At 32.3% G+C, this 25,790-nt stretch carries 19 protein-coding genes; 8 read left to right on the top strand and 11 right to left on the bottom strand.

Going from position 1 to position 25,790, the window contains the following annotated elements:
- Window positions 1-35: 35 nt before the first annotated feature.
- The 6 genes from murG to OM075_RS18115 all read left to right on the top strand — a co-directional run bounded on the left by murG (window position 36) and on the right by OM075_RS18115 (window position 6,761).
- A complete protein-coding gene (gene murG / locus OM075_RS18140; RefSeq protein ID WP_301191957.1) occupies window positions 36-1,115 on the top strand; it encodes an undecaprenyldiphospho-muramoylpentapeptide beta-N-acetylglucosaminyltransferase in 1,080 nt (359 codons plus the stop codon).
- Window positions 1,115-2,503 carry a UDP-N-acetylmuramate--L-alanine ligase gene (murC, locus tag OM075_RS18135; RefSeq protein ID WP_301191956.1) on the top strand — a complete coding sequence of 463 codons (1,389 nt, stop codon included), beginning with the start codon at window positions 1,115-1,117 and terminating at the stop codon, window positions 2,501-2,503. Before murG ends, murC begins: the two co-directional genes overlap by 1 nt.
- A gap of 142 nt (window positions 2,504-2,645) precedes the next feature.
- The gene (locus OM075_RS18130; protein WP_301191955.1) at window positions 2,646-3,377 is read left to right on the top strand and encodes a cell division protein FtsQ/DivIB; all 732 of its coding nucleotides are present in this window, start codon (window positions 2,646-2,648) and stop codon (window positions 3,375-3,377) included.
- A gap of 7 nt (window positions 3,378-3,384) precedes the next feature.
- The gene (ftsA, locus tag OM075_RS18125; RefSeq protein WP_301191954.1) at window positions 3,385-4,731 is read left to right on the top strand and encodes a cell division protein FtsA; all 1,347 of its coding nucleotides are present in this window, start codon (window positions 3,385-3,387) and stop codon (window positions 4,729-4,731) included.
- A gap of 37 nt (window positions 4,732-4,768) precedes the next feature.
- Window positions 4,769-6,265: a cell division protein FtsZ gene (gene ftsZ / locus OM075_RS18120; RefSeq protein WP_301191953.1), complete on the top strand. Its 1,497-nt coding sequence runs from the start codon at window positions 4,769-4,771 to the stop codon at window positions 6,263-6,265.
- Window positions 6,266-6,308: 43 nt separating this feature from the next.
- Window positions 6,309-6,761, top strand: coding sequence for a GatB/YqeY domain-containing protein (locus OM075_RS18115; RefSeq protein WP_301191952.1), 453 nt, complete (start codon window positions 6,309-6,311; stop codon window positions 6,759-6,761).
- Window positions 6,762-7,473: 712 nt separating this feature from the next.
- On the opposite strand, the gene OM075_RS18110 is transcribed toward OM075_RS18115, so the two are convergent.
- From OM075_RS18110 to OM075_RS18090, 5 genes are all read right to left on the bottom strand, one after another.
- The gene (locus tag OM075_RS18110) at window positions 7,474-9,561 is read right to left on the bottom strand and encodes a peptidylprolyl isomerase (protein WP_301191951.1); all 2,088 of its coding nucleotides are present in this window, start codon (window positions 9,559-9,561) and stop codon (window positions 7,474-7,476) included.
- 198 nt (window positions 9,562-9,759) lie between these two features.
- Window positions 9,760-11,025, bottom strand: coding sequence for a hemolysin family protein (locus tag OM075_RS18105; protein WP_301191950.1), 1,266 nt, complete (start codon window positions 11,023-11,025; stop codon window positions 9,760-9,762).
- A 60-nt stretch (window positions 11,026-11,085) separates the two neighbouring features.
- Window positions 11,086-11,679 (bottom strand): LPS export ABC transporter periplasmic protein LptC, encoded by a 594-nt coding sequence (gene lptC / locus OM075_RS18100; RefSeq protein ID WP_301191949.1) that lies wholly within the window; start codon window positions 11,677-11,679, stop codon window positions 11,086-11,088.
- 3 nt (window positions 11,680-11,682) lie between these two features.
- Window positions 11,683-13,053 (bottom strand): tetratricopeptide repeat protein, encoded by a 1,371-nt coding sequence (locus OM075_RS18095; protein ID WP_301191948.1) that lies wholly within the window; start codon window positions 13,051-13,053, stop codon window positions 11,683-11,685.
- Window positions 13,054-13,286: 233 nt separating this feature from the next.
- The gene (locus tag OM075_RS18090) at window positions 13,287-14,021 is read right to left on the bottom strand and encodes a type III pantothenate kinase (RefSeq protein ID WP_301191947.1); all 735 of its coding nucleotides are present in this window, start codon (window positions 14,019-14,021) and stop codon (window positions 13,287-13,289) included.
- Between the two features lie 72 nt (window positions 14,022-14,093).
- Between OM075_RS18090 and OM075_RS18085 the strand changes: the two genes are divergently transcribed.
- Window positions 14,094-15,161, top strand: a complete 1,068-nt coding sequence (locus OM075_RS18085) for a response regulator (protein ID WP_301191946.1) — start codon at window positions 14,094-14,096, stop codon at window positions 15,159-15,161.
- A 12-nt stretch (window positions 15,162-15,173) separates the two neighbouring features.
- Here the strand turns inward: OM075_RS18085 and mfd are convergent, their stop codons facing one another.
- Together mfd and OM075_RS18075 are read right to left on the bottom strand one after the other, a co-directional pair.
- The gene (mfd, locus tag OM075_RS18080) at window positions 15,174-18,527 is read right to left on the bottom strand and encodes a transcription-repair coupling factor (protein ID WP_301191945.1); all 3,354 of its coding nucleotides are present in this window, start codon (window positions 18,525-18,527) and stop codon (window positions 15,174-15,176) included.
- A gap of 119 nt (window positions 18,528-18,646) precedes the next feature.
- Window positions 18,647-20,005, bottom strand: a complete 1,359-nt coding sequence (locus OM075_RS18075; protein ID WP_301191944.1) for a sensor histidine kinase — start codon at window positions 20,003-20,005, stop codon at window positions 18,647-18,649.
- 630 nt (window positions 20,006-20,635) lie between these two features.
- Here OM075_RS18075 and OM075_RS18070 point away from each other — a divergent pair.
- Window positions 20,636-21,913, top strand: coding sequence for an aspartate kinase (locus OM075_RS18070; protein WP_301191943.1), 1,278 nt, complete (start codon window positions 20,636-20,638; stop codon window positions 21,911-21,913).
- A 203-nt stretch (window positions 21,914-22,116) separates the two neighbouring features.
- Here the strand turns inward: OM075_RS18070 and OM075_RS18065 are convergent, their stop codons facing one another.
- Genes OM075_RS18065 through OM075_RS18050 form a run of 4 tightly spaced genes read right to left on the bottom strand, consistent with a single transcriptional unit; the run spans window position 22,117 to window position 25,078 of the window.
- On the bottom strand, window positions 22,117-22,419 hold the full coding sequence (locus OM075_RS18065) for an enolase-like domain-containing protein (protein ID WP_301191942.1): 303 nt from the start codon (window positions 22,417-22,419) through the stop codon (window positions 22,117-22,119).
- Between the two features lie 59 nt (window positions 22,420-22,478).
- Window positions 22,479-22,967, bottom strand: a complete 489-nt coding sequence (locus OM075_RS18060; RefSeq protein ID WP_301191941.1) for a hypothetical protein — start codon at window positions 22,965-22,967, stop codon at window positions 22,479-22,481.
- A gap of 7 nt (window positions 22,968-22,974) precedes the next feature.
- Entirely contained in the window at window positions 22,975-24,315 is a 1,341-nt protein-coding gene (locus tag OM075_RS18055) for a dihydroorotase (protein WP_301191940.1), read from the bottom strand.
- A gap of 25 nt (window positions 24,316-24,340) precedes the next feature.
- Window positions 24,341-25,078, bottom strand: a complete 738-nt coding sequence (locus OM075_RS18050; RefSeq protein ID WP_301191939.1) for a polyprenol monophosphomannose synthase — start codon at window positions 25,076-25,078, stop codon at window positions 24,341-24,343.
- Window positions 25,079-25,790 lie beyond the last annotated feature (712 nt).

Raw genomic sequence — 25,790 nt, 5'->3', positions numbered from 1 at the left:
TTTCTCTTATCTTTTAATCTTTAATCTATAATCGAATGAAAGTAATTATAAGCGGAGGAGGAACAGGAGGTCATATTTTTCCTGCAGTGTCAATAGCAAATGCTTTAATGGAACGTGATAGTAGTACTGAAATACTATTTGTAGGAGCTGAGGGAAAGATGGAGATGGAAAAAGTTCCTGCTGCAGGATATAAAATTGTAGGTCTTCCTGTTGCTGGTTTTCAAAGACGGTTGACATATAAAAATATTACATTCTTTTTTAAGCTCGCAGCAAGTATGCTTAAGGCTCGTAAAGTAGTTAAAGATTTTAATCCGGATGTAGTTGTTGGCGTTGGAGGGTATGCAAGTGGACCTGTACTAAGAGTTGCATCCAATAAAAATATTCCTTGTGTTATTCAGGAGCAAAATTCATTTCCGGGAGTAACGAATCGAATTCTCTCAAAAAAAGTAAGCAAAATATGTGTTGCTTATCCTGAGATGGAACGTTTTTTTCCTGCTGAAAAAATTGTGCTAACAGGCAATCCAGTCAGACAAAACCTATTGAAAAAAGTTGATAGAACAGAAGCTGCAAAATATTTTGGATTGAATCCTGAAAAGAAAGTGGTTTTTGTAACAGGAGGTAGTCTTGGGGCACGTACCATAAATGAAGGCATATTAGAAGGGTATCAAACATTGTTGGATCAGGGTATTCAACTGATTTGGCAAACCGGAAAGTATTATTACGATCAAATTAAATCTCAGGTTCAGGAGAACGATCATATAAAAATATTGGCTTTTGTGGATAAAATGGAAGCCGCCTTTTCTTTAGCAGATGTTGTAGTCTCACGAGCAGGAGCATCATCTATTTCAGAAATGGCCTTATTAAAAAAAGCAGCCATTTTTGTTCCTTCTCCCAATGTGTCTGAAGATCATCAGACAAAAAATGCAATGGCATTGGTAAAAGAAGGAGCTGCGGTGATGGTTAAGGATGCAGAGGTTAAAGAAAAGCTTGTGAATGAGGTGGTTGATTTGGTTAAGAATGAGGAGACCGCAGAAAACTTAATGCAAAATGTAATCAAATTTGCAAAACCAAATGCAGCCAATGAAATTGTTGACGAATTATTGAAACTGTTATAATGGAGTTAAATAAAATTCAAAGTGTATATTTTGTAGGGATTGGAGGTATTGGAATGAGTGCCCTGGCTCGTTACTTTAAAGCTAATGGTTTTAATGTAGAGGGATATGATCGTACTCCAACATTATTAACTTCAGAACTTGAAAGTGAAGGAATTGGAATTCATTTTGAAGATGACATCAGTTTAATAAAAGAAGAATATAAAAATCCGAGCAATACTTTGGTTGTGTTTACCCCGGCGATACCCAAAGATCATCAAGAGCTTAATTATTTCATAAATAATGGTTTTGATGTAAAAAAGAGATCGCAGGTGCTTGGTATATTAACAAGAGAGCATAAAGGGGTTTGTGTTGCCGGAACCCATGGAAAAACCACTATTTCAACAATGATTTCCCATTTGTTGAAACAGTCTGAGGTGGATTGTAGTGCTTTTTTAGGTGGAGTATCACAAAATTATAAAACGAACTTGTTGTTGTCTGAAACCTCTGATTATGTGGTTTTGGAAGCTGATGAATTCGATCGGTCTTTTTTGCAGTTAACACCCTATTTAGCATTGATTTCTTCAGCGGATGCAGATCATCTGGACATATATGGAGATGATACTTCTGTTAAATCTTCGTTTAAGGAGTTTTCAACATTGGTTAAGGATGAAGGAATTTTACTAAGTAAGTTAGAAGTTGATTTGGATTTTGAATCAAGAACTGATGTAAGGCATTATACCTATTCAATGAATAATACCAAGGCTGATTTTTTTGCTGAAAACATTCGCTTGGATCAAGGGTTGTATGTGTTTGATCTGGTAACACCCAATGAAAAATATCAGAATCTTAAATTAGGTATTCCTGCTTTGGTTAATGTTGAAAATGCTGTCGGAGCCTGTTCAGCGGCAATTCTTTCAGGGGTAAAGTATGATGAAATTCAAAAATCGTTACCAGAATTTAAAGGGATTAGAAGACGATTTGATATTCGCTTAAAAACAGATCAGCTTATTTTAATTGATGATTACGCGCATCATCCTGAAGAAATAAAAGCAACAATCAAGTCCGTGAGGGCATTATATCCAGAACAAAGAATTACAGGTGTATTTCAGCCACATTTGTTTTCCAGGACTAATGATTTTCACAAGGAATTTGCTAAATCTTTGAGCATGTTGGATGAGTTGATTATGTTGGATATTTATCCAGCCAGAGAATTACCAATGGAGGGTGTTTCTTCAAAAATGATATTGGATTTGGTTGAATTAGATCAGAAAAGCATTTCAACTAAGGACAATTTATTAAATGAAATTAAAGACTTGAATCCTGAGGTATTGTTAATGATGGGTGCTGGAGATATCGATAAAGAAATTGATAAAATAACATTGAGTTATCAGCAAAAATTCAAAATGTAGAAAGTACTTTACAAATACTGGAATGGATTTTTAACAAATAGTTAATAATTATTTGGTAAATGTTTATAAATAGGGGATGGGCGATTGTGGATAGTTTGTTAATAGTTTTATATTTAATGGATTCAAAGTGAGCTTTTTCGAGATGAAGGTAAAGAAAATTAAAAATACCATTCTTTGGGTATTATTACTGGCATTTTTCCCGGTGGTTTTTTCATTTGTTTCGCAGGGCAAAAGTAAAGTGGTTTGTTCTCAGGTGCATGTTGAGGTTAAAGATAGTGTTAATTATCAGTTTGTTACTTCGGAGCAGATTAAAAGTGTGTTATTGAATAAGTATCCGCGTTTATTGGGAGGGGCTATTGAAGATGTTGATTGTGAAGAAATCGAAGTCTTTTTAAAAAAGCATGAAGCAATAAACGAATGTGAGGCATATTATACCATTGGTGGAAATTTAAATGTTTTCATAGGTCAGAAGAAACCTCTGTTAAGGGTTTTTTCTGGTTATGATTCCTATTATTTGGATGAGAATGGAAATAAAATGTCTTTGTTTGATCAGTATGCATCGCATACGCTGGTTTTAAGCGGACACGTTAATAAGCTGGATAGTTTAAATGAAATTGTGGAGTTTGCTCATTTTATTAATGATAATCCTTTTTGGAATGCGCAAATAGAACAAATATATGTAGAACAAAATGGTGAGATTTCTTTGGCTCCCCGGGTAGGTGATCAAATTGTTTATTTAGGATCACTTGAAAATTATTCCACAAAGATGAGGAATTTGTATGCTTTATATACAGAAGGACTTCATCCGAGGGAATGGAATAATTACAAAGAGATTAATTTAAAATACGAAGGTCAAATAATCTGTACAAAATAATAATATAATGAATAACCAATCCAATTTAATTGCTGCTATAGATATAGGAACCACCAAAATTGTAGCTGTTGTTGGACACAAAGATGACAATGGAAAATTGCATGTTGTAGGTATTGAAAAAGTACCATCAACAGGTGTCAAGCGAGGGGTAGTTCTTAATATTGAATCAACCGTAAGTGCGATAAAAGATGTGGTTTTTAATCTTGAATCAAAATACGGTATTAAGTTATACGATGTATATGTTGGTATTGCTGGTCAACATATTAAGAGTCTACAGAATAGAGGATATCGTTATATTGAGACCAATCTGGAAATAACCCAGTTTGATGTAGATCATTTATATAAGGATAACTATAAAATTCCTCTTGAAGCTGGCGAAAATATATTGCATGTATTTCCTCAGGATTATGTTGTTGACAATGAAACAGGAGTAAAAAATCCTGTAGGTATGTCAGGACGTAGATTGGAGGGAAATTACCATGTAGTTTTAGGTCGTATAGCCTCGGTAAACAATATTGAGAAATGCATTAACAGAGTTGGTCTGAAACTTAATCAATTGTTTTTAGAACCGATGGCTTCGGCACGTGCTGTTTTAACAGAGGAAGAAAAGGAGGCAGGTGTTGTTCTTGTTGATATAGGTGGAGGAACAACTGATGTGGCTATCTTTTATGATGGTGTTATTCAGCATACTGCTGTTATTCCTTTTGGAGGAAATGTAGTTACTTCTGATGTGAAAGAAGGATGTGCAGTACTACAAAAGCAGGCAGAGTCATTAAAAACACAATTTGGTTCAGCATTGGGTGATTTAGAAAGGGAGGACATGGTGGTTACAATCCCTGGAATTGAAGGTTGGGAGCCAAAAGAAATTTCTTTTAAGTCTCTATCGTATATCATTCAGGCTCGTATGGAAGAAATCATCGATTATGTGATTTACCAAATTGAAGCTTCAAAATTATATGATAAGTTAGGTGCAGGTATTGTTATTACAGGTGGAGGTGCTTTGTTGAAAAATCTTTCACAGTTAGTAAAATATAGAACCGGTCTCGAAGTTCGTTTAGGTTTACCAAATAAATATATCAATACTCAGGAAGTTGAAGAAGCAGGAAAACCAATGTATTCAACAAGTATAGGACTGTTATTAACTGCGATCGAAAATCCGGTAAAATCAGTTGTGGAACAAGAATTGTTTCCTGGTGAGTTTGAAGAAGAGGTTGAAAAACCACAAAAATCTTCATCCGTTAAAAAAGAAAAGGAGAAGAAGAAGAAGGATAAAACAGAGTATACTGGAGATCTTTTTGGAAATATAAAGAAAACTTTTGCTGGAATTTTTGACGAAAAGGATGTTGAAATGTAATTTCGCAATAAGATAAACCTAAGAAAAGAAAGTTGACATGAATGATGATTTGATGAGTTTTGAAATGCCTCAAAGCCAAAACTGCATTATTAAAGTAATTGGAGTAGGTGGAGGTGGTAGTAATGCTGTAAATCACATGTTCAATCAGGGCATAAAAGATGTAAATTTCCTGGTTTGTAATACCGATGCTCAGGCGTTGGAAAGTAGTCCTGTACCTGTTAAAATCCAACTAGGGGAGTCTTTAACTGAAGGTAGAGGTGCCGGTAATAAACCGGAAAAGGGAAAGCAATCTGCAATTGAAAATCTTTCAGATATAGAGAGAGTACTTCAGGATAATACCCGTATGGTTTTTATAACAGCTGGTATGGGTGGAGGTACAGGAACAGGTGCTGCACCTATCATAGCTAAAGCAGCCCGTGATCTTGGTATCTTAACTGTTGGTATTGTTACTATTCCTTTCAGATTCGAAGGAAAGTTAAGAATTAATCAGGCCTTGGACGGAATTGCCGAAATGGAGAAAAATGTGGATTCTCTTTTGGTGATCAATAATGAGAAGCTCAGAGAAATGTATGGTGATTTAAAATTATCAAATGCCTTCTCAAAAGCTGATGATGTGCTTTCTACTGCCGCAAAGGGAATTGCTGAGATAATAACTGTTCATGGCTATATAAACGTTGACTTCGCTGATGTTGAAACAGTGATGAAAGATAGTGGAGTAGCCATAATGGGTAGTTCTTGTGCTTCTGGAGAAAATCGGGCATTGTTAGCTATTCAGCAAGCATTAGAGTCTCCATTATTAAATAGTAATGACATACGAGGTGCTAAAAATATCTTACTTAATATTACGTCCGGTGTGGATGAAATTACCATGGATGAAGTTGGTGAGGTAACTGATTTTGTTCAGGATACCGTTGGAGCAAGCGCTTCTATTATATGGGGTACCGGATCAGATTCAAATCTTGAGGATCAAGTTAATGTTACCATTATTGCTACAGGTTTTAATACGCGTAATATTGCTGAATTTTCACAAAGAAACGAACCAAAAGTTCAGCGGTTTTCTTTAGATGGAGAATCTGAGGATGTAGTGGATGACTTTAGTAGTAAAGATGATGACCCTATAGTGCTTGATTTAGATGAAGGAAGTGGTAATGTAGGGGAGAGTAATAGCAGAGTTATTGATTTTGATGAAATCGAACGAGCTAAAGAAGAAAGAATTAATATGTTCTATAAATCCACTCCTAAGAAGAAAGAGGTGGAAGAACCTGAGTTTATTTCAGAAGGGCAGTATCAAAGAGGGAAAATCGTTACAGGGGTAGGTGAGCGATTCAGTATTTCACCTGAAGATATGGAGGATGATCGATATATTGAGAGACTGGAAAATATCCCTGCTTACAAAAGAAAGAAAGTGAGATTAAATCCAATTCAGGAACCAGAAGAGGATTATAAAGTTTCAAGATTTACGATCTCAGAAGGCAAAGATGGTAAGACTAAAATAGTGCGTGATAATCCATATTTGCACGATAATGTAGACTAGATCTGCTATCATTAAGTTGACGTTTATAATACAGACAAAAATAATGAGTTTATTAAATCAGATTACAGAGGAAATTAAGGCTGCAATGAAAGCCAAGGATAGAGTTGCATTGGAAGCTCTTAGAGGTATAAAAAAAGAGTTAATTGAAGCAAGTACAGCTAAAGGTGCAGATGATGAATTATCAGAAGAAGCTGGGATGAAAATACTTCAAAAAATGGTTAAGCAACGTAAGGATGCAGCTGCCATTTTTATTGAACAAGGTCGTGAAGATTTAGCTGAAAAAGAAAATAGTGAAGTTGAGGTGATTTCTCGATTCTTACCTGAGCAAATTACTGGTGAAAAATTGGAAGCATTAGTTGCTGCAATTGTAGAGAAGTCTGGAGCTCAGTCTATCAAAGAAATGGGAAAAGTTATGGGAATGGCATCTAAAGAATTAGGTGGAAAAGCTGATGGAAAAGAAATCGCAGATGCGGTAAAAAAAATATTAAGCGCATAACAATTTAGTTTTAATTCGGGTTAGTAGGGAGGCTTATTGTAAGTCTCCTTTTTTTATGCCTTTTAAGCTGGAATTACCGATGAACGTATGTTTGTGAAGTATTCTGTAATTTAAACAAAATATCATCTTTGTAAGATATAAATTCTAGGACTATGATGCGTTACACCCGCATTAATGGGAATTAGTATTTTAAAACTTGTAAAGACTAAAATTCCATCCATATAAAGATAAAACTACTTTTTGTAAATGAATGTACCTTCTGTGGATTTGCACTCGAATATAAAAGAGTTTGAAGACATTCTGTAGGTAAAAACAGAAACGGTGATATACTGTAAACTCTAAATAAAGGATTTAAACACACCTGTACGTTTAAATTTAAAAGTTCGGTACTGCTACTTGATAATGTGTTCTGCAAATTTTAATTCCCTCCGGGAGCTTAGTGGAGTCAATTGTTGGTGATTTTGGAAGGTTTTAATCCGAGGATATTGATGATGTCAGTCTGTTAGTTTCATATAATTGCATAGAAAATGGTAATCACAGAATATTGGGAATACGGATAAGGAAATGTGTGATAGTTATAGGAAATCTGACTTGAGAATATCTTAGATGAAAGATTTAAGGTTCGATTTCTACTCACATTGGAATAAGGTTTAAATAAAAAAAGCAGCCTCATATGAGACTGCTTTGGTTAAATATTATATTGAAATATATCTTAGAAATATTTTGCTCTGCTATCTGTAATTTCAGCTTCTTCGCGAATAGCATTATTTAATGAGCGAACTTTGTACTCGTTACTTTGAGTTAGTGTTCTTTCTGCAGCTTCTAAATCAGCTTTTTCAGCAACAGTTTCAGAAGTCACTTTAACAACATAAACACCTCTGTTTCCTTTAACAGGAATTGAGATTTTATTTACTTCAGCATTTGTTGCAAGTCCAATTAAAGCTGGCTCAAAACCTGCTCCTGTAACTTGATATGCAGCAAAATTAATGTTAGTTGCGGACTGAACTGTACTTTCCATTTTTTGAGCTAAAGAAGATAAACTTTGGCTGGTTTTTGTATTATCAGCAAATTTCTTCATGATAATTTCAGCTTTTTTATCTTTAGCAATTAATGATTTAATTCTTGTAGCTACTTCATTAACTGGTTGATATCCCTCTTCTTTTGCATCAGTAATAACAGCAATTACAAATTGATTTCCAAATTCGTAAATTGTAGGAGACATATCATTAACCTCTCCTTCAAATGCCCATTGTACTAATCTGCGAGAGTTTTCTAAACCTCTTACATTTCTGTCGTTAGCTTTTAATGTTGCAAAACGAGGAGTTTGGTTTTCAGTTTTAATAGCTTCAATAAATTTCTCAGCAGTGTTGTTATTTGCTGCAAATTTGTTAGCCTCAGAGTATATTTGCTGATAAGTTTTTGAACTATACTTAATATCTCTGGCAAGTGTAGCAACATTGTATTTTGTAACTGTTTTACCTACGTTTTGGATATTAATGATATGAACACCAAACTGAGTTTCAACTTTTAATACATCTCCTTTTTTTGCATTAAAACATGCATCGTTAAATGGCTTAACCATCATACCCTCTTTAAACCAGTTTAAATCTCCACCGTTAATGGCAGAACCTGTGTCTTTAGAGTTTTTGCGAGCTAACTCAGCAAAATCAGAACCTTTGTTAATAAGGTTAATTAAACTGTCTGCAATAGCATTTGCTGTAGCTGGATTTTGCTCCTGAATTAATATGTGACGTGCACGTACTGAGTCAGGCATTTCTTTAATGCTTACAATTCTGCTTAATTTATAAGTTTCATCTTCTAAATAAGGACCATAAACATCTCCAACTTTTCCGTTTACAACAAAGTCTTTAATTGCAATTCTTAAATCTTCAGCATTAAGATTTTTGTCTTCATATGGAAGATCAGAGTTCATTGTTACAAATTGACCTGCATCAGTAGCTGGATTTGAAAATTCTTCTTTTGTGTCAGTAATCCATTTTTCAGCAAGTTGTTTATCTTCTTCAGAAGGATTAACAGCAAAAGAAATATATTCAATGGTGCGCTCAGCATCTTGTTTGTAATCTTCTAAATGATCGTTGTAGTATGCTTTAATTTCGCTATTCGAAACTTCAATAGTACTATCAGGAATCGATGAATAGTTAACAGCAACAAAGTCGAAATCAACAGTTCTAAGGTTAGCATTAGCTTCACTCTCAATCATATTTTGAGTGGTGTAAAATCCTTTTCTGTAAAGATTTGCGTACTTCGTATTTAGCTTTTCGTTAACGATTGCTTTTTTGATGTACTCCCAATATAGGTTTGCATTTCTGTCATTTTTTCTATTTCTCAAGAAATTAATAACAGCTGCCTGATTAAATACACCAGTTTGTGGATCTGAGAACATTTGACGAATTGCTGGGTGGGCATTTTTACCTGTAGCCATTTCTAATACCTCTTCAGTACTCACTTCAATTCCTGCATTTTCAAATTTTTCACCCATCAGGATTTCCTGAACCATTTGTTCCCAAACCTGATTTCTGATTTGGTATTGAGTGTTCTCGTCTAAGCTACTGCTTCCTGTTTGTAGCTTTCTAAAATCTTCGGCTTGACTTATTTCGTTTTGGTATTCAGCATATGTAATAGTAGTTCCATTAATTTCTCCTACTTCTATGCTATTGGCTTGATTACCTCCTCCATTTCTCTTCAAAAAGTCACCTAAGATAAAGGCAAATAAGGCAAGCCCAATAACAACGGCTACTAGAATACCGCCTTTATTTCTAATTCTCTCTAATGTTGCCATTCTTTTATTTGTTTATTTTAATTTTCAAAAAATCAGGTTACGAATATACAAAAAAATGGATAACACGGTTATGGGATATGCGCTGAATCCTAAAATTGATTAAAATTATTTTAAGAAAATATAATTAGCAATAACTCTAACGGTTTGTTTGTTCTGTATATTCGGGTTTAAGTATTGATATTACAGATGATATTTACTTTAGGAATGACCCAGATCTATTAAATTGACCAATTCAATTCTATTATCTGAAGCTAATTTAATTTTTAACTTAAAGTTATCTATAAATAATTCTTCATCGTTTTTAGGTATTGATTCGTTATGTTGTAGAATGAATCCGGCAAGCGTTTCGTAATTTTCAGATTCCCTAATGTCCAAATTGTATTTTTCATTGATATAATCAATTTCTACTCTCCCTGAAAATATATATTCATTATCAGCTATTTTCTTTTCAATTAAGTCAGAAACATCATGTTCGTCATCAATCTCTCCAAAAATTTCCTCCAAAATATCCTCCATTGTTACAATGCCAGCTGTACCTCCAAATTCATCAACAACCAGAGCAATACTTCGGTGTTCTTTAATGAAAACCTCCAATAACTTATTTGCAGTCATCGTTTCCGGAACAATAGACAATGAATTGATCGCATTTTTAAGTTGTTTTGGTTTTTTGAATAACTCAGATACATGAATATACCCAATGATATTGTCAATTGATTTTTTATAGATTAGAATTTTGGAATACCCGGTTTCAATAAAACGTTTGGTAAGAATTTCCAGATTTTCATTTACTTCAATTGCACTAATTTCTGTTCGGGGAATAATGCACTCCCTTACTTTTACTTTAGAAAAATCTAAAGCATTTTTGAGCAATTTTACTTCTTTAGCATTGTCGTCGTTATCCTCAAGTTTTTCATGATGTAGTGAGATGAGATTATCTAAATCAATTCTGCCAAGTACTATTTTCTTTGTATTCTTTTTTTCAGGTGTTTTTAAAATTTTCGACATTAAAAACTCAGAAAGAAAGACGGTAAGATTAGATATTGGGTAGAAAATGGTGTAGAATAGTAATAATGGTAATGCAGTAATGTTTAGCACTAAGATAGGATTTATCCGGAATAAAATTTTAGGTAAAAATTCGGCTGTTACCAAAATTAATATAGTGGATAATGTTGTTTGTATAAACAATATTGATGACGAGGAGCTAACGTAATTTTCTATAATGGGAGTAAGAATTCGTCCCATTTCTAAACCGTAAACAACCAGTGCAATGTTGTTTCCAATTAATAAGGTTGATATAAATAAGCTTCCGTTATTAATAAATGTATCTATAATTTTTCCTAATCGGGGATACTTTTTTTTATTTAATTCAATAAGTAACTTATTCGAAGAAATAAAAGCCATTTCGCACCCGGAAAAGAATGCAGAAAATAATAAGGCAATTATAATTATGGTTGAGCTGTCCATTAAATATGTGTTACAAAAATAGTAAGGTCAAAATAGTAAAATGAATGCAATTATGAAATATTATTTTTCATCAGTTTCCACTTCTAATATAGCAGTAACATTTTGAATTTCGTATTCATCCAGGTCTTGAGTGGCCTCCAGACCATAACCTGTAATTATGTTGTCCTCGGTTGTTATTTTAATAAACTTTTCCGTGTAAATACGCTTTTCTGTTTCGTTCCAGAATAATTGTTCTGTATTAAAGATAACACCATCTTTGTTAATGGCTTCAACATTATTTCTTAGGTCCCATAATTTTTCCTTTTCGTAGTTTATGGCATACTTACATTTAATCTCTGATCTTATTACGTTAATAGAATCATATGTAATAATATGTCCTCCTAAAGGAAATTCTTTATAAGGATCTTCTCTTTTGTCGTAATTGAGAAGTTTGGGAGTAATAAGGTGGTATTTAACCTCTCCTGAATCTGTAATGAATGATTCATAATCATATAGTTCAAGTGAAGGTATGTTTTGTATTTCCTCAATAGCTTTGATTTCTTCAGGTTTATTTGAAGAACATGAGTAAATAAAAAGTAAAACTGCAAGTAGCATAATGCCACTTGCAGTTTTAAAAATATTTTGTTTGTTGCTATTTAAATATTCAGATTCCATCTGTTATTTTTTAGCTCTAACTTTTGTTGATACATTAATCCATCCTTCTAACTTATAAGAAGCTCCTTCTTGTAAGTTGTGGAAGAAAATTTCTTCTGTTCCAGGGAAATGTTTTGAATAGATTCCAATTAATTCATTGGCTTTGGTAGCAACACTTGGATCAACACTTTTAGCTTTAACAAATTGATCAACTGCAGCCCAATAAGCTGTTGCGTGCTCAAATTCATCTTTACCAAAGTTTTTAGCAGATGTAGCATATAAGTTACCAATTAAAATATATGGATCTCCCCAATCAGGTCTTAGTTCAATTGCTTTGTTTGCATTTGATCTTGCTTCAGCTAATTTTCCCTGATTAAATTTAATTAAACCTAACTGATAGTGGAAAGTTCCTTTTTGATCAGCTTCTTCCTCTAACGAAATAGCTTCGTTATAGTATTCAACAGATTTATCAAGATCTTGAGACTTTAAGTACATACGAGCTAAACCATATGCTGAAGATGAAGATGGTTCAATAGCATGTAAACTTTCTGATACATCATATAGTAATTGAGCATCTTCGCAGTTTGCACGAGCTAATAGTTTGTTTACTAATTTTAACCAATCAACATTTTCTTTGTTTTCTGCAAGTTGAGGAGCAAAAATCTTCTCAATAGTTTCACAATCAGCTGCACCACTAGTAGCAAATAGTTTTTCAACATTATCTTTTAATGTTTGATACATTTCTTTGTACTTAGGCTTAGACTGATACTTAGTTATTAGTGCAGAAACAATATCATTTACTTTAATGTAATTGTTTACAACCTCTGCAGCATCAGTTTGACCTGATTTATACATAGCAACAGTGTTGGTCATGTATGTTGCAAGAACTGCACCTTCGCTGTTATTACCTCTTTCACTAACTGATTTTTTGAACCACTCCTGAGCTTGTACTCGAGCATCAGCATCTGTTTTTTTGTGATCAAGTAATTCTACAGCTTTACGACCTAAGATATATCCTTCTCCGTATTTTCTATCGTTTCCAAAATACTTTATTCTTTGATCGTAAACTCCCATTAATTGTTGAAAAAGTTCTTCTTTTTTAGTAGCATCTTTTTCTTTTTTAATGCGGTAGTTCATAATTTTTACACCATCAGTGTAAATTTTAGTACTTGCTAAAGGACATTCGTTAAAACAAATTTCCCATGCAGGAATTGCATCTGCATAACTTTTTTGTTTTACGTACTCAACAAATAACGATAAGTTCTTCAGACATTTTAAACTGTCTTCTCCGTGCCCATATTTTGAGCCGTCTTCAACTCCTTTTTGAGCACTTACTTGTACTGCTAAAAGAGTTATCATTCCCGTGATAAAAATCTTTGTAAAAATTCTTGGCATGGTGTTTATAAGTTTTAAATAATTGTTAATCAAATTGTTGTTATTGTCTGCTGCGAATAATATTCTATATTGTAATACTTGATGTGTCATTAAAAGCACGATGATTTTCTGCTAGTACACCAAAATTTATGCCAATACTGTATAGGGCATATTCGGTGATAACTTTTGGTTGGTTGGTGGGTGTAGATTTACATTTTTTATTTATTAGCTGGTGTTTAGCTAATATATTTTCATCACACATTGTATTCAAGTATTGTATTTAAACCTGTTAGTACTAAATTTTGATTTACAAAGATGGGATTTTTTAAATTTTTGGCAAAAAAATATGCATCTCCACCTGTTAAAATTGTTTTTGTGCTGATATTAAGGGAGATAAAGTGTTCAATATAACGCTCTATTTCAAAAATTACCCCATTTTGCACTCCGGATTCTATTGCATTCGCAGTATTTAATCCCAAAAATGGAGAATTCTCATTTGTTTTTAGAAGAGGTAATTGACCTGTGTTTTGATGTAAAGCTTTAAATCGGGTTTGAATGCCGGGAGAAATATTACCACCTAAAAAGCAGTTGTTTTCGTCTAAAAAATCAATAGTAATAGCAGTTCCTGCATCAATCACTAATTTAGGGCAGCCCGGGTAAAGACTTGAAGCTCCAACTAAAGCCGCCACTCTGTCTTTACCAAGTGTTTTGGGGGTTTCGTAATTGTTTTTAATAGGAATTTTAGTACTACTATCTAGAATGATGGTCTCAATACAATTAGGAAGTCCTATTGGTTTTAATACAGATTCTTTATCTGCATAATCCTGTTTTACTGAGGAAATAATGACTTTACTAATTTTTTGACGAAACATAGTATCAGCTAATATTTTTTCGTCAAAAAAATTGTAGGAATCAAAATGAATCAGCTTACCCTTATCAAAAACACCAATTTTTATAAATGTATTTCCCTGATCAATGACTAAATTCACGTATAATAGTTTTTGGCGCAAATATATAATTATTTGAAAGCTAAATGATAAGAATGTGAATCAAATTTTATTATGAGAAGAATTTTTGTAGTTGAAGATGATAAATTTATAACTGCTATTTTTACGATGTTTCTGCGTGATTTGGGGCATGAATTGGTTGGGGGAACTTCATCGGGGAATGAAGCCGTTAAGATGTGCAAGGAGTTAAAACCTGATGTGGTTCTGATGGATATACATTTAGATGGAGAGCTTGATGGTATTCAAACCGCAGAACTTTTAAAAAGAGAAGTAAATATCCCTGTTATATATGTGTCAAGTGACACTTCTTCTCAGGTAATAGAAAGAGCTATTGTAACCAATTCCTATGGTTTTTTGGTAAAACCGATTAATAAAAAGGAATTAGGTATAAGTATTGATCTGGCTTATTATAAACATAAAGTTGATGTAGAACAAAATGAAAGAGAAAAAGGATATCGTGAATTTATTTCTGCATCACCGTTTCCAATAGTAGTTGTTACTAATGGAAAAATCATGTATTTAAATTGTTTAGGATTAGATGTTTTTAAAACACATTATATTGAAGATGTAATAGGTTTACCAATCAATAATTTTATTCAAGAAGATTATTTAGAGGAATTTACAGAGAAGGTAAATGCTTCTATTAAAGATGATAGTAAAATCGAACCATTTTTTGCGCAACTAAAAACTGTACATGGAGATACATACCGTGCCGAAATAACAGGGTCAAAAGTTCGATTTAATAATAAAGTTTCTGTCCAGGTAATTATAAAGGATGCAAGTATTACAGATGCTTGTGAACGACGAAAACAGTTGTATGAAAAAGTTTTGTTAGGAAAAAATAAAATAGTTTTTGTACTGGATAATGAAGGAAAAGTATTAAAAACAAATGCTTTTACTCAGGATGAGTTAGGTGTTAAAGATATTGAAGGAAAAAAAATATATACTTTATTTGATGATGATTGTAAATGGATACGTGTGTTTAAAGAAACTATTACTCCTGATGTGTTAGAAGAAGAAATGGAATTACAATTTAATAATGGAAAAACATATATTTTAAATTGTAATACTCTAACCTCTCCAAAAGGAGAAGTGTTAGAGTGGATGATTACAGAAAACTAATTTTATAAAAAATCAGTTTTCTGTAAATATGTTGATATGCATATCATCAACCAGTTGTTTTATTCCATTAACACTTTTAATAGAAGATACTGCTAAACGCAATTTGTTATTTTTTTCTTGCATTTTAGCAGTTTTAGCCTTTGATTGTAAATAACCAAGAATTCCTGTAAATACAGGTGATTGATAATATGGAGATTCCTGATTCGACACGAAATAGATGAGAAGTTTGTTGTTTTTGAATATAATTTTCTCTATTCCGAGTTCTATTGCTTTCCATCTTATTTGTACGATTTGAATTAATTCCAGTGTTGAATCCGGAATGTGTCCAAATCTGTCAATTAACTCTGCTTTAAATTCTTCAAGTTCATTTTCATCTTTTAAACCATCCAGTTTTCTATACAATTGCATTCGTTCTGCAACATTTTCTACATAAGTATCTGGAATTACTAAAAGAGCGTCGGTTTCAATGGTGCAATCGCTTACAAATTGAATGTTCTTGTCTGCTTTTTGGTTGATTTCTTCCTGATAAAGATCTTTAAATTCAGTTTCCTTAAGTTCAAGTATAGCTTCGTTTAAAATTCTATGGTAAGTTTCAAAACCTATATCTGCAATAAATCCACTTTGTTCTCCACCTAATAAATTACCGGCACCTCGAATATCTAAATCTTGCATTGAAATATTAAAACCGCTGCCTAAATCAGAGAATTCTTCAATAATTTTAAGTCTTCTTCTGGCTTCCTGGGTAACAGAAGTTAATGGAGGAGCTAGTAAATAACAAAAGGCCTTTTTGTTTGATCGTCCAACTCTTCCTCGTAATTGGTGAAGTTCACTTAATCCAAAGTGGTTTGCGTTGTTTATTATAATTGTATTCGCATTAGGAATATCTAATCCGGACTCAATAATTGTTGTTGCAATTAAAACATCGTAATCACCATTGATAAATCCAAGCATAATATTTTCCAATTGTGGACCATCCATTTGTCCATGAGCCACTATTGTTTTTACGTTTGGAAGTATGCGATTTATCATCGCCTCGATTTCAAAAATATTCTGAACCCTGTTGTGTATAAAAAATACTTGTCCGTTTCTATCTATTTCATACGAAATGGCTTCTTTGATGATCTCATCATTGATGGTATGAAGCTCCGTTAGTATAGGATGACGGTTTGGAGGAGGTGTATTTAATATTGATAAATCACGCGCTCCCATTAATGAAAACTGAAGGGTACGTGGAATTGGAGTTGCAGTAAGTGTGAGTGTATCTACATTTACTTTTATTTTTTTTAGTTTTTCTTTTATACTAACTCCAAATCTTTGTTCCTCGTCAACAATCAGTAATCCCATGTCCTTAAATTCAACATCTTTTCCGATAAGGCGGTGTGTACCAATGATGATATTGAGTTCTCCGGTTTTTAATCTGTTCAGCGCATGCTTAATTTCTTTGGGTTTTCGCAGTCGACTTATATAATCAATTTCACAAGGGAAATCTTTTAAACGATCCTTAAAAGTATTGTAATGTTGCATTGCCAGAATGGTGGTAGGAACCAAAATAGCAACTTGTTTATTGTCTGTAATCGCTTTAAAAGCAGCTCTTATAGCAATTTCTGTTTTGCCAAACCCAACATCACCACATACAAGCATGTCCATTGGAATGTCTTTCTCCATGGCTTCTTTTACAAGGCGAGTCGACTTTTCCTGATCCGGAGTGTCTTCGTAAATAAAAGATGCTTCTAACTCTGTTTGTAAATAACTATCTGGTGAAAAAGCAAATCCGGGCTCTTGTTTTCTTTGTGCATATAAAGAGATTAATTCTCTGGCAATATCTTTTACCTTTTTCTTTGTCTTGTCTTTTATCTTCTGCCATGCAGCCGTTCCCAATTTATTAATACGAGGAGGCTCACCATCTTTACTTTTATATTTACTGATTCGATGTAAAGAATGAATGCTGACTAAAAGAACATCGTTATCTCTGAAGACTAAGCGAATGGCCTCTTGAGGTTTTCCATTAACATCGGTTGTCACCAGGCCACCAAATCTCCCAATACCATGATCAATATGAACAACATAATCTCCCGGATTTAATCTGCTAAGTTCTTTAAGTGAGATCGCCTGCTTTGCAATTCGGGCTTTGTCAGTTCTTAAACTAAATTTATGATATCGTTCAAATATCTGGTGATCTGTATAAAAACAGAATTGGGAGTCATGATCAATAAACCCTTCGTGAAGTGTTTTTTCTAGAGGGGTAAATGAAACTTTACTGTCAAGATCTTTAAAGATATCTCTAAGTCTTTCATGTTGTTTTGGATTGTCAGAAAGAATAAAACGATGATATCCATTTTCTTCATTCGTAATTAAATCCTGCTCAAGTAAATCAAAATTTTTATTAAAAGCAGGTTGTGGTGATATGTTAAACGGAATTTCGGTGTATTCTTTATAGAAACTCTTTTTACTAAACTCAACTGTTTTTAATGACTCAAGAGATGATATAATTTCAGACTTATCAATGAAATTATTTAATGAAGGAATGACTTCACTTTCACTCTTTTCATTATGTCTGTGTTTAATTTTTACGTGTGCTTCTTTTATTTTATCACTTATAAATTCAATGTCATAAGTCCAAATTGTAGTTTCTGGATTCAAGAAATTGATTAATGATATTTTTTCGGAATTTTGTTGGTTATTTAGGTTTGGAATAATAGCAATGTTATCCAGTTTATTTATCGATAATTGATTTTCAAGATCGAAAGTTCTGATCGAATCAACTTCGTCGCCAAAAAAGTCAATACGATATGGATCTTCATTGGCAAATGAATAGATATCAACAATACTTCCTCGAACGGAGAATTGACCTGGCTCATATACAAAATCAACACGTTTGAATTCGTATTCATTCAACATCTCAGTTACGAATGAAATATCAAGTTTCTCACCTGTTTTGATATTAAGTGTACAATCGTTCAGATTTTCATTGGTAGGCACTTTTTCAAAAATGGCCAAAGGATAACTTACTACAATTCCTTGTTTCTTTTGTGATCCAAGAAAATTTAATGCTTCAGTCCTCAGAATAATATTTGAAGCATCTATATTACCATACTCCGGAGAGCGTTTATAAGTTGATGGTAAAAAATAAACATGATCATCTCCTAGTAATTGAACTAAGTCATTGTAGAAATATGCTGCTTCCTCCTTATCATTTAAAACAACTAAATGTTGATTGTTGTCAAGAGCCCCTGCAACCAGAATGCTTTTGAAGGAACCTGTTGTTCCGGATAAAAACAATCGTTGTTTGTTTTCTTTAATTAGCTTTTTTAATTGATTTATTTGGTCGGAAGAACTGTACTTCTTGAGTATAATTGATTGAGTCACGTTATAATCTTTTTTGCAAAAGTAATAATACTAGAGTGTTTTTGTAGAAATTATAACCTTGAAAGTAAATTATTTTAAAAAGACTGAGTATAAGAATGATGAAAAAAGTATTGTGTGGTTTACTTGTTGCGTTTTATTTGTGTAGCATTTTGTGGTAGGAAGAAATAAAATTTACTTCCATGGTTCACTTTACTATCAATGTTCAATTGCTTCTGGTGAAGATTGAGGAATTCCTGACATATCATTAATCCAATACCTGAACCTTCTTCATTGTCGGTGCCAGGTGTAGTGTATTGTTCATCAGCTTTTAAAATTTTTCTTTTGGTCTTTGACGAAATCCCAATTCCTGTATCAATTACAGCAATTTCTATTTCTTTTTGGGTGTGTTTACGTGCTATTATAGTAACGTCGCCGCCTGATTTTGTAAATTTTAAAGCATTTAAAACAAGGTTTCTTACAATAGTGCCTATCATTTCCTTGTCGCAGTATACAAATGCATAATCATCAATGATATAGGTGATTTTGATGTTTTTGGATGAAGCAATTTCTTTAAACAGATCTTTGTTTTCAAAAATGATATCTTTAATCACATAGGTTTGAGGTTGAAAGTAATTATTACGTAATTGAGATCTTCCCCAAATTAAAATATTGTTTAGTAAATTATAAGTTCTTCTTATATGAAAATAGATTCGTAAAATTTCATCTCTTTTTACCTTAAAATCTTTTTCTTCATTTTGAAGTAGTAAACTAAAGTATCCAATCAGTGTATTAAATGGGCTTCTTAAATCGTGAGATATAATACTGAAGAATTGGTTTTTTGTTGTATTTAGTTTTTCATATTTTTCTTTCTGAGTGCTAATCTGGTCTCTCTCAAGACTTATCTTTTTTTGAGTTTGAAAAAGTTTCTTCGAAAATCGATCAATAATAGTATTAGCAAAAATCCAAAATCCAGCTGAGGTTATTAAAAAAGTGGAGGATTGAATAAACAAAAGCTTGTTAAATGATAATAAGTGATGTTTAAATAGTGAGATTGAGATAAAAAGAAGTGTAGATATAATGATGTATATATTGGATAATTTAATGTTACTCATAGATAACGATAAGCTTGCAGTAGATATTATTAACCCGGAGTAGTATGAATCAAATGCTTTTTCAGCAGGAGTTAGATGATAATACATTAATGATATACTAAGGTTAACTATAAATAACGCAGAGGCATTAATAGTTCTAAGATATACTTGTAATTTCTCAACAAAAGATAATGCCAAAGCTGTTCCAAGTACAGGGAGCCCAATAAATAAACGAATATATAATAAGGTGTTAAAAGATGTGCTTGTTGCATAGAAATCAAGTATAGCAAACGCAGGATAAAATATTAATACAATAATTATTAAGCTACGTATGTATTGCCTATTTGAGTAAAATAACCAAAGAACAAAGTCCTCGTTTCCCTTTTTTATTTCTCCAGCCGGATTCATTATCTTTTTTAATTCTATAATTATTATGAAGTAGATTAAGTTATCTAAATCAAAATCAGTTTATAGTTCTGATATCGGAACTCAGAGGGAAAGAAAATGGTAATAGATATTCGGAAATATTTATTGAAGAAAGTAGCTTCTTGCAATAAATTTTGGCGAAAGTAGATAAAAGTTATTAATATTTAGCGAAATACGCTTAAAAAATCCTTTGTATTATTATACTCAAATGTATGTTATCGTTATAAAAAGCGGCGTTTATTTCATTTTTAGTTAATCACATTTTCTTAATCAGATATTATTAAGTACTAGAAAAACAATGAGATAAGCTTTGTGTGATAGAGGTGTTAGTATTGATGCTTTTTATGTTAATTAGTTATTGAATGGATTTATTTTGCTTTTATGAAAATCTATTATTTGAACGATTATATTTTATATTTAAATGTGCTTTAAACCAAATGTAATAAAGAGTTGTGACGTTTGTTATTGAAATATCTTATAAAAATGGTTATCAATGATAATGTAATTCGTACCCGTGATTTATGATATAAATCACGCAAAGAACTGATGTTTTACATAAAATCGACTTTCATTTTTAGTAACTTTGAGTATAATATTTATACAATCAAAATTATGCAAATTCAAGTTTATAAATTTGGTGGGGCTTCTGTTAAAAATGCCTCCGGTGTTCGCAATGTCTGTAGTGTTATCAAACGTAATACTAACCCTATGGTTGTTGTAATTTCTGCTATGGGAAAAACAACAAATGCGATGGAGGAACTTGTTGAAGCATATATGAAGCAAGATAAAAGTCTATTAAAAAATACATTTGACTCAATTGTTGAATATCACCAACAGATCATCCATGAATTATTTGAACCCAATCATTCTTTTTACGAACTATTTGATCAGATTCAGTCATCGTTGTGGGAAAGAGTTCAATTGCACCCTTCGTTAAATTACGATTTTGAATACGATCAGATTGTTTCATTCGGCGAAATATTGTCTACTCAAATAATCAGTAACTATGCCAATTATATCGGTTTAAAAAATAAATGGGTAGATGGTAGAAAGTTGATCAAAACAGATGAGAATTACAGAGACGCAGGTGTTAACTGGGGGTTAAGTTCTCAGTTTGTAAAAAAGGAAATTAGCTTTAAAGAAGAATCTGTATATATAACACAAGGTTTTATTGGTTCAACAATTAATAATATTACTACAACTTTAGGTAGGGAAGGGTCTGATTATTCAGGTGCCGTTTTTGCTCATATTTTAGATGCCGAAAGTTTGACTATATGGAAAGATGTGCCGGGAGTTTTAAATGCTGATCCTAGATGGTATCCTCATGCTAAAAAGCTTAAAGAAATTTCTTATCCGGAAGCTATTGAATTAGCTTATTACGGGGCTCAGGTAATTCATCCTAAAACCCTTAAGCCATTGCAAAATAAAGAGATTCCACTCTATGTTAAATCTTTTATGGATATTAGTTTGCCTGGCACGGTTATAGAATCAGTTGAACATTCAGGAAATAAGCTGCCTGTTTTTATTTTAAAGCCCAATCAACTTTTTATCACAATTTCACCAAAGGATTTTTCATTTATTGTAGAAGATAACCTGAGTGAAATATTTGCCATTTTTGGTAGAAATAAAATTAAAATAAATTTAATGCAGAACTCAGCACTAAACTTTTCTGCTTGTATCGATACAAAAAGAAATCCTTCTGTATTAATAGAAGATTTGAAGAAGGACTTTATTGTAAAATATAATGAAAATGTAGAGTTGGTTACTATTCGTAATTATAATGAAGATGCTATTGAAGAAGTAATTAATGGTAAAGAAGTTGTAGATTCTCAATTAAGTCGTAATACAGCTCGTTATGTAGTTAAGGAAAGTGAATGGAATTTCTCATAGTCTAATGACTATGAGAAAATTATTAATATTATACTGAATATAATTCCGGCAGTAGCAACTAAAATGCCTCTTTTAAATATTTTAGTTTTAGGCTTAAACATCCAAAAGGAAGAGATTGCTAAAAACAATAAGGCTATACCCAAAAATGTTGTTAACCATGAAATAAAACCACCTGATGGTGTTTTATGAAGATTTACTAATTTTTAGATGATTGCCGGATATTCAGATCTTTCGTAAGATACAATTCCTGTTTTTTTATTGTATTCTCCATCTTTAAAGAATAAAGATTCTTCAGTTTCTTTTTCAATATTTATATATCTAAACTTAAGAGCCCGGGCTAATTCTTCAGCTTTTAGATCTGGTTGCAAAGTTTGTTCAATATGTTTTTTAATCCTGAAGATATCGGAATTGCGATATGTTAATACAATCCCACTCAGAGCATAGATAATCATAATGCCGACTAAGAAGAAGCCTACATAACGATGTAAAATTCGTACGGTTTTCATATTATTATTTGTTTGTTTTAATATTTGACGGTAATGGAGATGAAAACCTTCGTAAAAGTTTAATCGTTTTTGATAAAGAATCCGGCTTTATATCCTCTTATGTTGTTTGAAGAATCATATAAAGTATATGCTACAAGAATTGAATGCACTTGCTTAATGTGCTTTCCTAATGTTTTATCATACAACCATGATTCCGAAAATTGAAGTTTACCAATATTGCTTCTGGGATAATCTTCTTCAAATTCTTTAATATCTTCTATGCTGTATTCTGAATTTGTATAGTAGTTATAAGCTTTTTTTTGGCCGGAATAAATACTTTCAAAAAGATCATCCACTATTTTTTTATGATCGAGATGTTTTAGTTTTTGTTCCTGCCAATCATCTGTTGAGTCAGGATTAGAAATTAGCACATCATAAATAATGGTATCTGCCCACAGTTCTAAATTATTTGAGCTTGGTGCTGTATAAACAATTTGCTTTTCTGTATTATGATTGCATGCAATAGCTGTAAAAATAATTAATAGTATTGTAGGCAGTATTGTTTTCATTTTATGATCATCTATTAAAGGTTAAACGTTCACCCATTTTATTTTCATTAAATATGCCATTGTTGAAAGCAAGGTGTCCGTTCACAAAAGTATGACTTACTTTGTGAGAAAAACTTTGTCCTTCAAATGGACTCCATCCACATTTAGAAACTATATTATCAGATGAAACTGTCCATTCAGATTCAGGATCAATAATAACAAGATCTGCTTTATAACCTTCTCTTATAAATCCTCTGTTTTTAACTTGAAAAAGTTGAGCAGGAGCATGACACATTTTGTTAACAACTTGCTCGTAGGTAAAAATACCATCTTTAGCCATTTCCAGCATGGCAACAAGTGAGTGTTGCACTAAAGGACCTCCGGAAGGTGCTTTAAAATATGTGCCCTCTTTTTCTTCTTTTGTATGAGGTGCGTGGTCGGTAGCTACAACAGTTAAAACATCATTAGCAACAGCTTTTCTTAGAGCATCTCTGTCACTCATTGTTTTTATAGCTGGATTCCATTTAATTCTGGCCCCGTATTTTTTATAATCTTCATTGGTAAACCAAAGATGATGAACACATACTTCTCCAGTAATTTTTCGATCTTCAATAGCTATGTTCTGATCCAGTAGTTCAAGCTCCTTAGCTGTAGTCAAGTGCAAAATATGTAGTCTTGCTCCATGTTTACGGGCAAGTGCAGCTGCTTTTGATGATGATTTGTAACAAGCTTCTTCTGAACGGATTAAGTGATGCATCTCAAATGGAACATCCTCACCGTATTTATCTTTGTATGTCTTTAAGTTTGCTTGAATCGTATCTTCATCTTCACAGTGAGCCGTTATTATTGTAGGTGCTTTTGAAAATATTCCGGCAAGAGTATCTTCATTATCAACAAGCATATTTCCCGTTGAACTACCCATAAATACTTTTATCCCACAAACTTTTTCCGGATCAGTTTTCAATAATTCATCAAGGTTATCGTTTGTAGCTCCTATATAAAATGAATAATTGGCAATTGATCTGTTTGATGCTATGTTGTATTTTTCCTCTAAAACTTCATGTGTTGTAGCTTGAGGTTTTGTGTTGGGCATTTCCATAAAGGAAGTTGTTCCTCCTGCAACAGCTGCTTTGGCTTCTGTATATATTTCTGCTTTATGGGTTAATCCAGGTTCTCTAAAGTGAACCTGATCATCAATAACTCCAGGAAGAAGTATTTTTCCAGTCCCGTCAATTATTTCGTCCGCTTTTGGTAAATCATCACTAGTTGTATAGATTGAACTAATGATGTCGTCAGTTATTAATATGCTGCCAATAATTGATTCACCTTCGTTAATTATCTTAATGTTTTTTATTAATGTAGAACTCATACCTCTTGCTTTTAATAATCTGAAATTACATTGTTTCTCTTTCGTACTTCTTAAACCAGCTGGCTATTTTCATTTTTATAACACCCCATACAGCTTCATTAAATATTCCGCCACTCATTTTTGATGTGCCTTTTTGTCTGTCAGTAAAAACAATTGGAACTTCAATAATGTTGAAACCGTACTTCCATGTCGTAAATTTCATTTCAATCTGAAAACCATAACCCTTTAATTTAATCTTGTCTAAAGGAATAGTTTCTAGTGTTTGACGTTTATAACATTTAAAACCGGCAGTAGTGTCCATAATTTTCATTCCTGTAATTAATCGAACGTATACCGATGCAAAATATGACATCAATACTCTGCCCATAGGCCAATTTACAACATTTACTCCAGATTTATATCTTGAACCAATAGCTAAATCAGCTCCATTCTTGCATGTATTATAAAGTTCAATTAATTTCTCTGGTGGGTGAGAGAAGTCTGCATCCATTTCAAAAATATAATTATACCCTTTTTCTATCGCCCATTTAAAACCTGTAATATATGCAGTACCAAGTCCAAGTTTCCCTTTTCGTTCAATCATGTGAAGTCTGTTTTCGTATTTATTTTGAAGATCTCGCACAATGTCTGCGGTACCGTCAGGAGAATTGTCTTCAATAATTAAGATTTCAAAATCGTTAGGTAATGAAAATACAACATCTACAATTGCTTCGATGTTTTCCTTTTCATTGTAAGTGGGAATTATAACAATACTATCAGTCACAATTAAAATTCTATATTAAATATATGTGTTGAGCACAAATGTAATAACATCAATAATATATTAAACCTTTTGATTATAAAAAACACGATGTATTATAGGATACATTGATTGGGGCGTAGTATTGTAGAATAGATTTAGGATATAATGATTTGTTTGTTGTGTATTGTTTGTTTAAGATAGAATCTTAAAATTTTTAGGTAATGGTTTTATTAAGTGAAGTTATTCTTGTATAAAAATTAAGGTTAGAAGGACTGTTGTAAGGATAAGAATCATATAGATATTAAGGAATGGAAAAATAATTTAAGAAAAAAATATAGCGTAAAGTGTTGAGAAAATGAATGTTGGAAAATAGTGATGAGAAATTTAAAGAAAAAAACAGTTAAGGTGTTTGGATTTTAAAAATAAAGTCTGTTATTTTGCATCCGCTTTTAAGGAAAAGCACAAGATTAATAACTGACATTTTTGAAATTATCACAAAGGTTAAATCGAATTAAAACAATTTGATTTAGGATTAAAAATAAGTTTAGAAAAAGAAATAAAAATTTTTCAAAATTTATTTGGAAAAGAGAAAATAAAGTTATTATCTTTGCATCCGCTTTTAGAGCGACACTCAATAAAAGGTTGAGGAGTTAAAAAGATTGAAATAAACATTTACTGAAAAGAAGTTTTGGTAAAGTTTACAAAATATAAGAATTCGAGTCATTTACGCCTT

Origin of the sequence: Plebeiibacterium sediminum (genome assembly GCF_026013605.1) — a bacterium.
Classification (GTDB): Bacteria; Bacteroidota; Bacteroidia; order Bacteroidales; family Marinilabiliaceae; genus Saccharicrinis; species Saccharicrinis sediminus.
The sequence above is the reverse complement of the archived record's forward strand: the minus strand, read 5'-3'. Positions and strand labels throughout refer to the sequence as shown.

Coding starts and splice junctions, on each gene's coding strand:
- murG (WP_301191957.1), top strand. CDS start 36: ATGAAAGTAATTATAAGCGGAGGAGGAACAGGAGGTCATATTTTTCCT.
- murC (WP_301191956.1), top strand. CDS start 1,115: ATGGAGTTAAATAAAATTCAAAGTGTATATTTTGTAGGGATTGGAGGT.
- OM075_RS18130 (WP_301191955.1), top strand. CDS start 2,646: ATGAAGGTAAAGAAAATTAAAAATACCATTCTTTGGGTATTATTACTG.
- ftsA (WP_301191954.1), top strand. CDS start 3,385: ATGAATAACCAATCCAATTTAATTGCTGCTATAGATATAGGAACCACC.
- ftsZ (WP_301191953.1), top strand. CDS start 4,769: ATGAATGATGATTTGATGAGTTTTGAAATGCCTCAAAGCCAAAACTGC.
- OM075_RS18115 (WP_301191952.1), top strand. CDS start 6,309: ATGAGTTTATTAAATCAGATTACAGAGGAAATTAAGGCTGCAATGAAA.
- OM075_RS18110 (WP_301191951.1), bottom strand. CDS start 9,561: ATGGCAACATTAGAGAGAATTAGAAATAAAGGCGGTATTCTAGTAGCC.
- OM075_RS18105 (WP_301191950.1), bottom strand. CDS start 11,025: ATGGACAGCTCAACCATAATTATAATTGCCTTATTATTTTCTGCATTC.
- lptC (WP_301191949.1), bottom strand. CDS start 11,679: ATGGAATCTGAATATTTAAATAGCAACAAACAAAATATTTTTAAAACT.
- OM075_RS18095 (WP_301191948.1), bottom strand. CDS start 13,053: ATGCCAAGAATTTTTACAAAGATTTTTATCACGGGAATGATAACTCTT.
- OM075_RS18085 (WP_301191946.1), top strand. CDS start 14,094: ATGAGAAGAATTTTTGTAGTTGAAGATGATAAATTTATAACTGCTATT.
- OM075_RS18075 (WP_301191944.1), bottom strand. CDS start 20,005: ATGAATCCGGCTGGAGAAATAAAAAAGGGAAACGAGGACTTTGTTCTT.
- OM075_RS18070 (WP_301191943.1), top strand. CDS start 20,636: ATGCAAATTCAAGTTTATAAATTTGGTGGGGCTTCTGTTAAAAATGCC.
- OM075_RS18065 (WP_301191942.1), bottom strand. CDS start 22,419: ATGAAAACCGTACGAATTTTACATCGTTATGTAGGCTTCTTCTTAGTC.
- OM075_RS18060 (WP_301191941.1), bottom strand. CDS start 22,967: ATGAAAACAATACTGCCTACAATACTATTAATTATTTTTACAGCTATT.
- OM075_RS18055 (WP_301191940.1), bottom strand. CDS start 24,315: ATGAGTTCTACATTAATAAAAAACATTAAGATAATTAACGAAGGTGAA.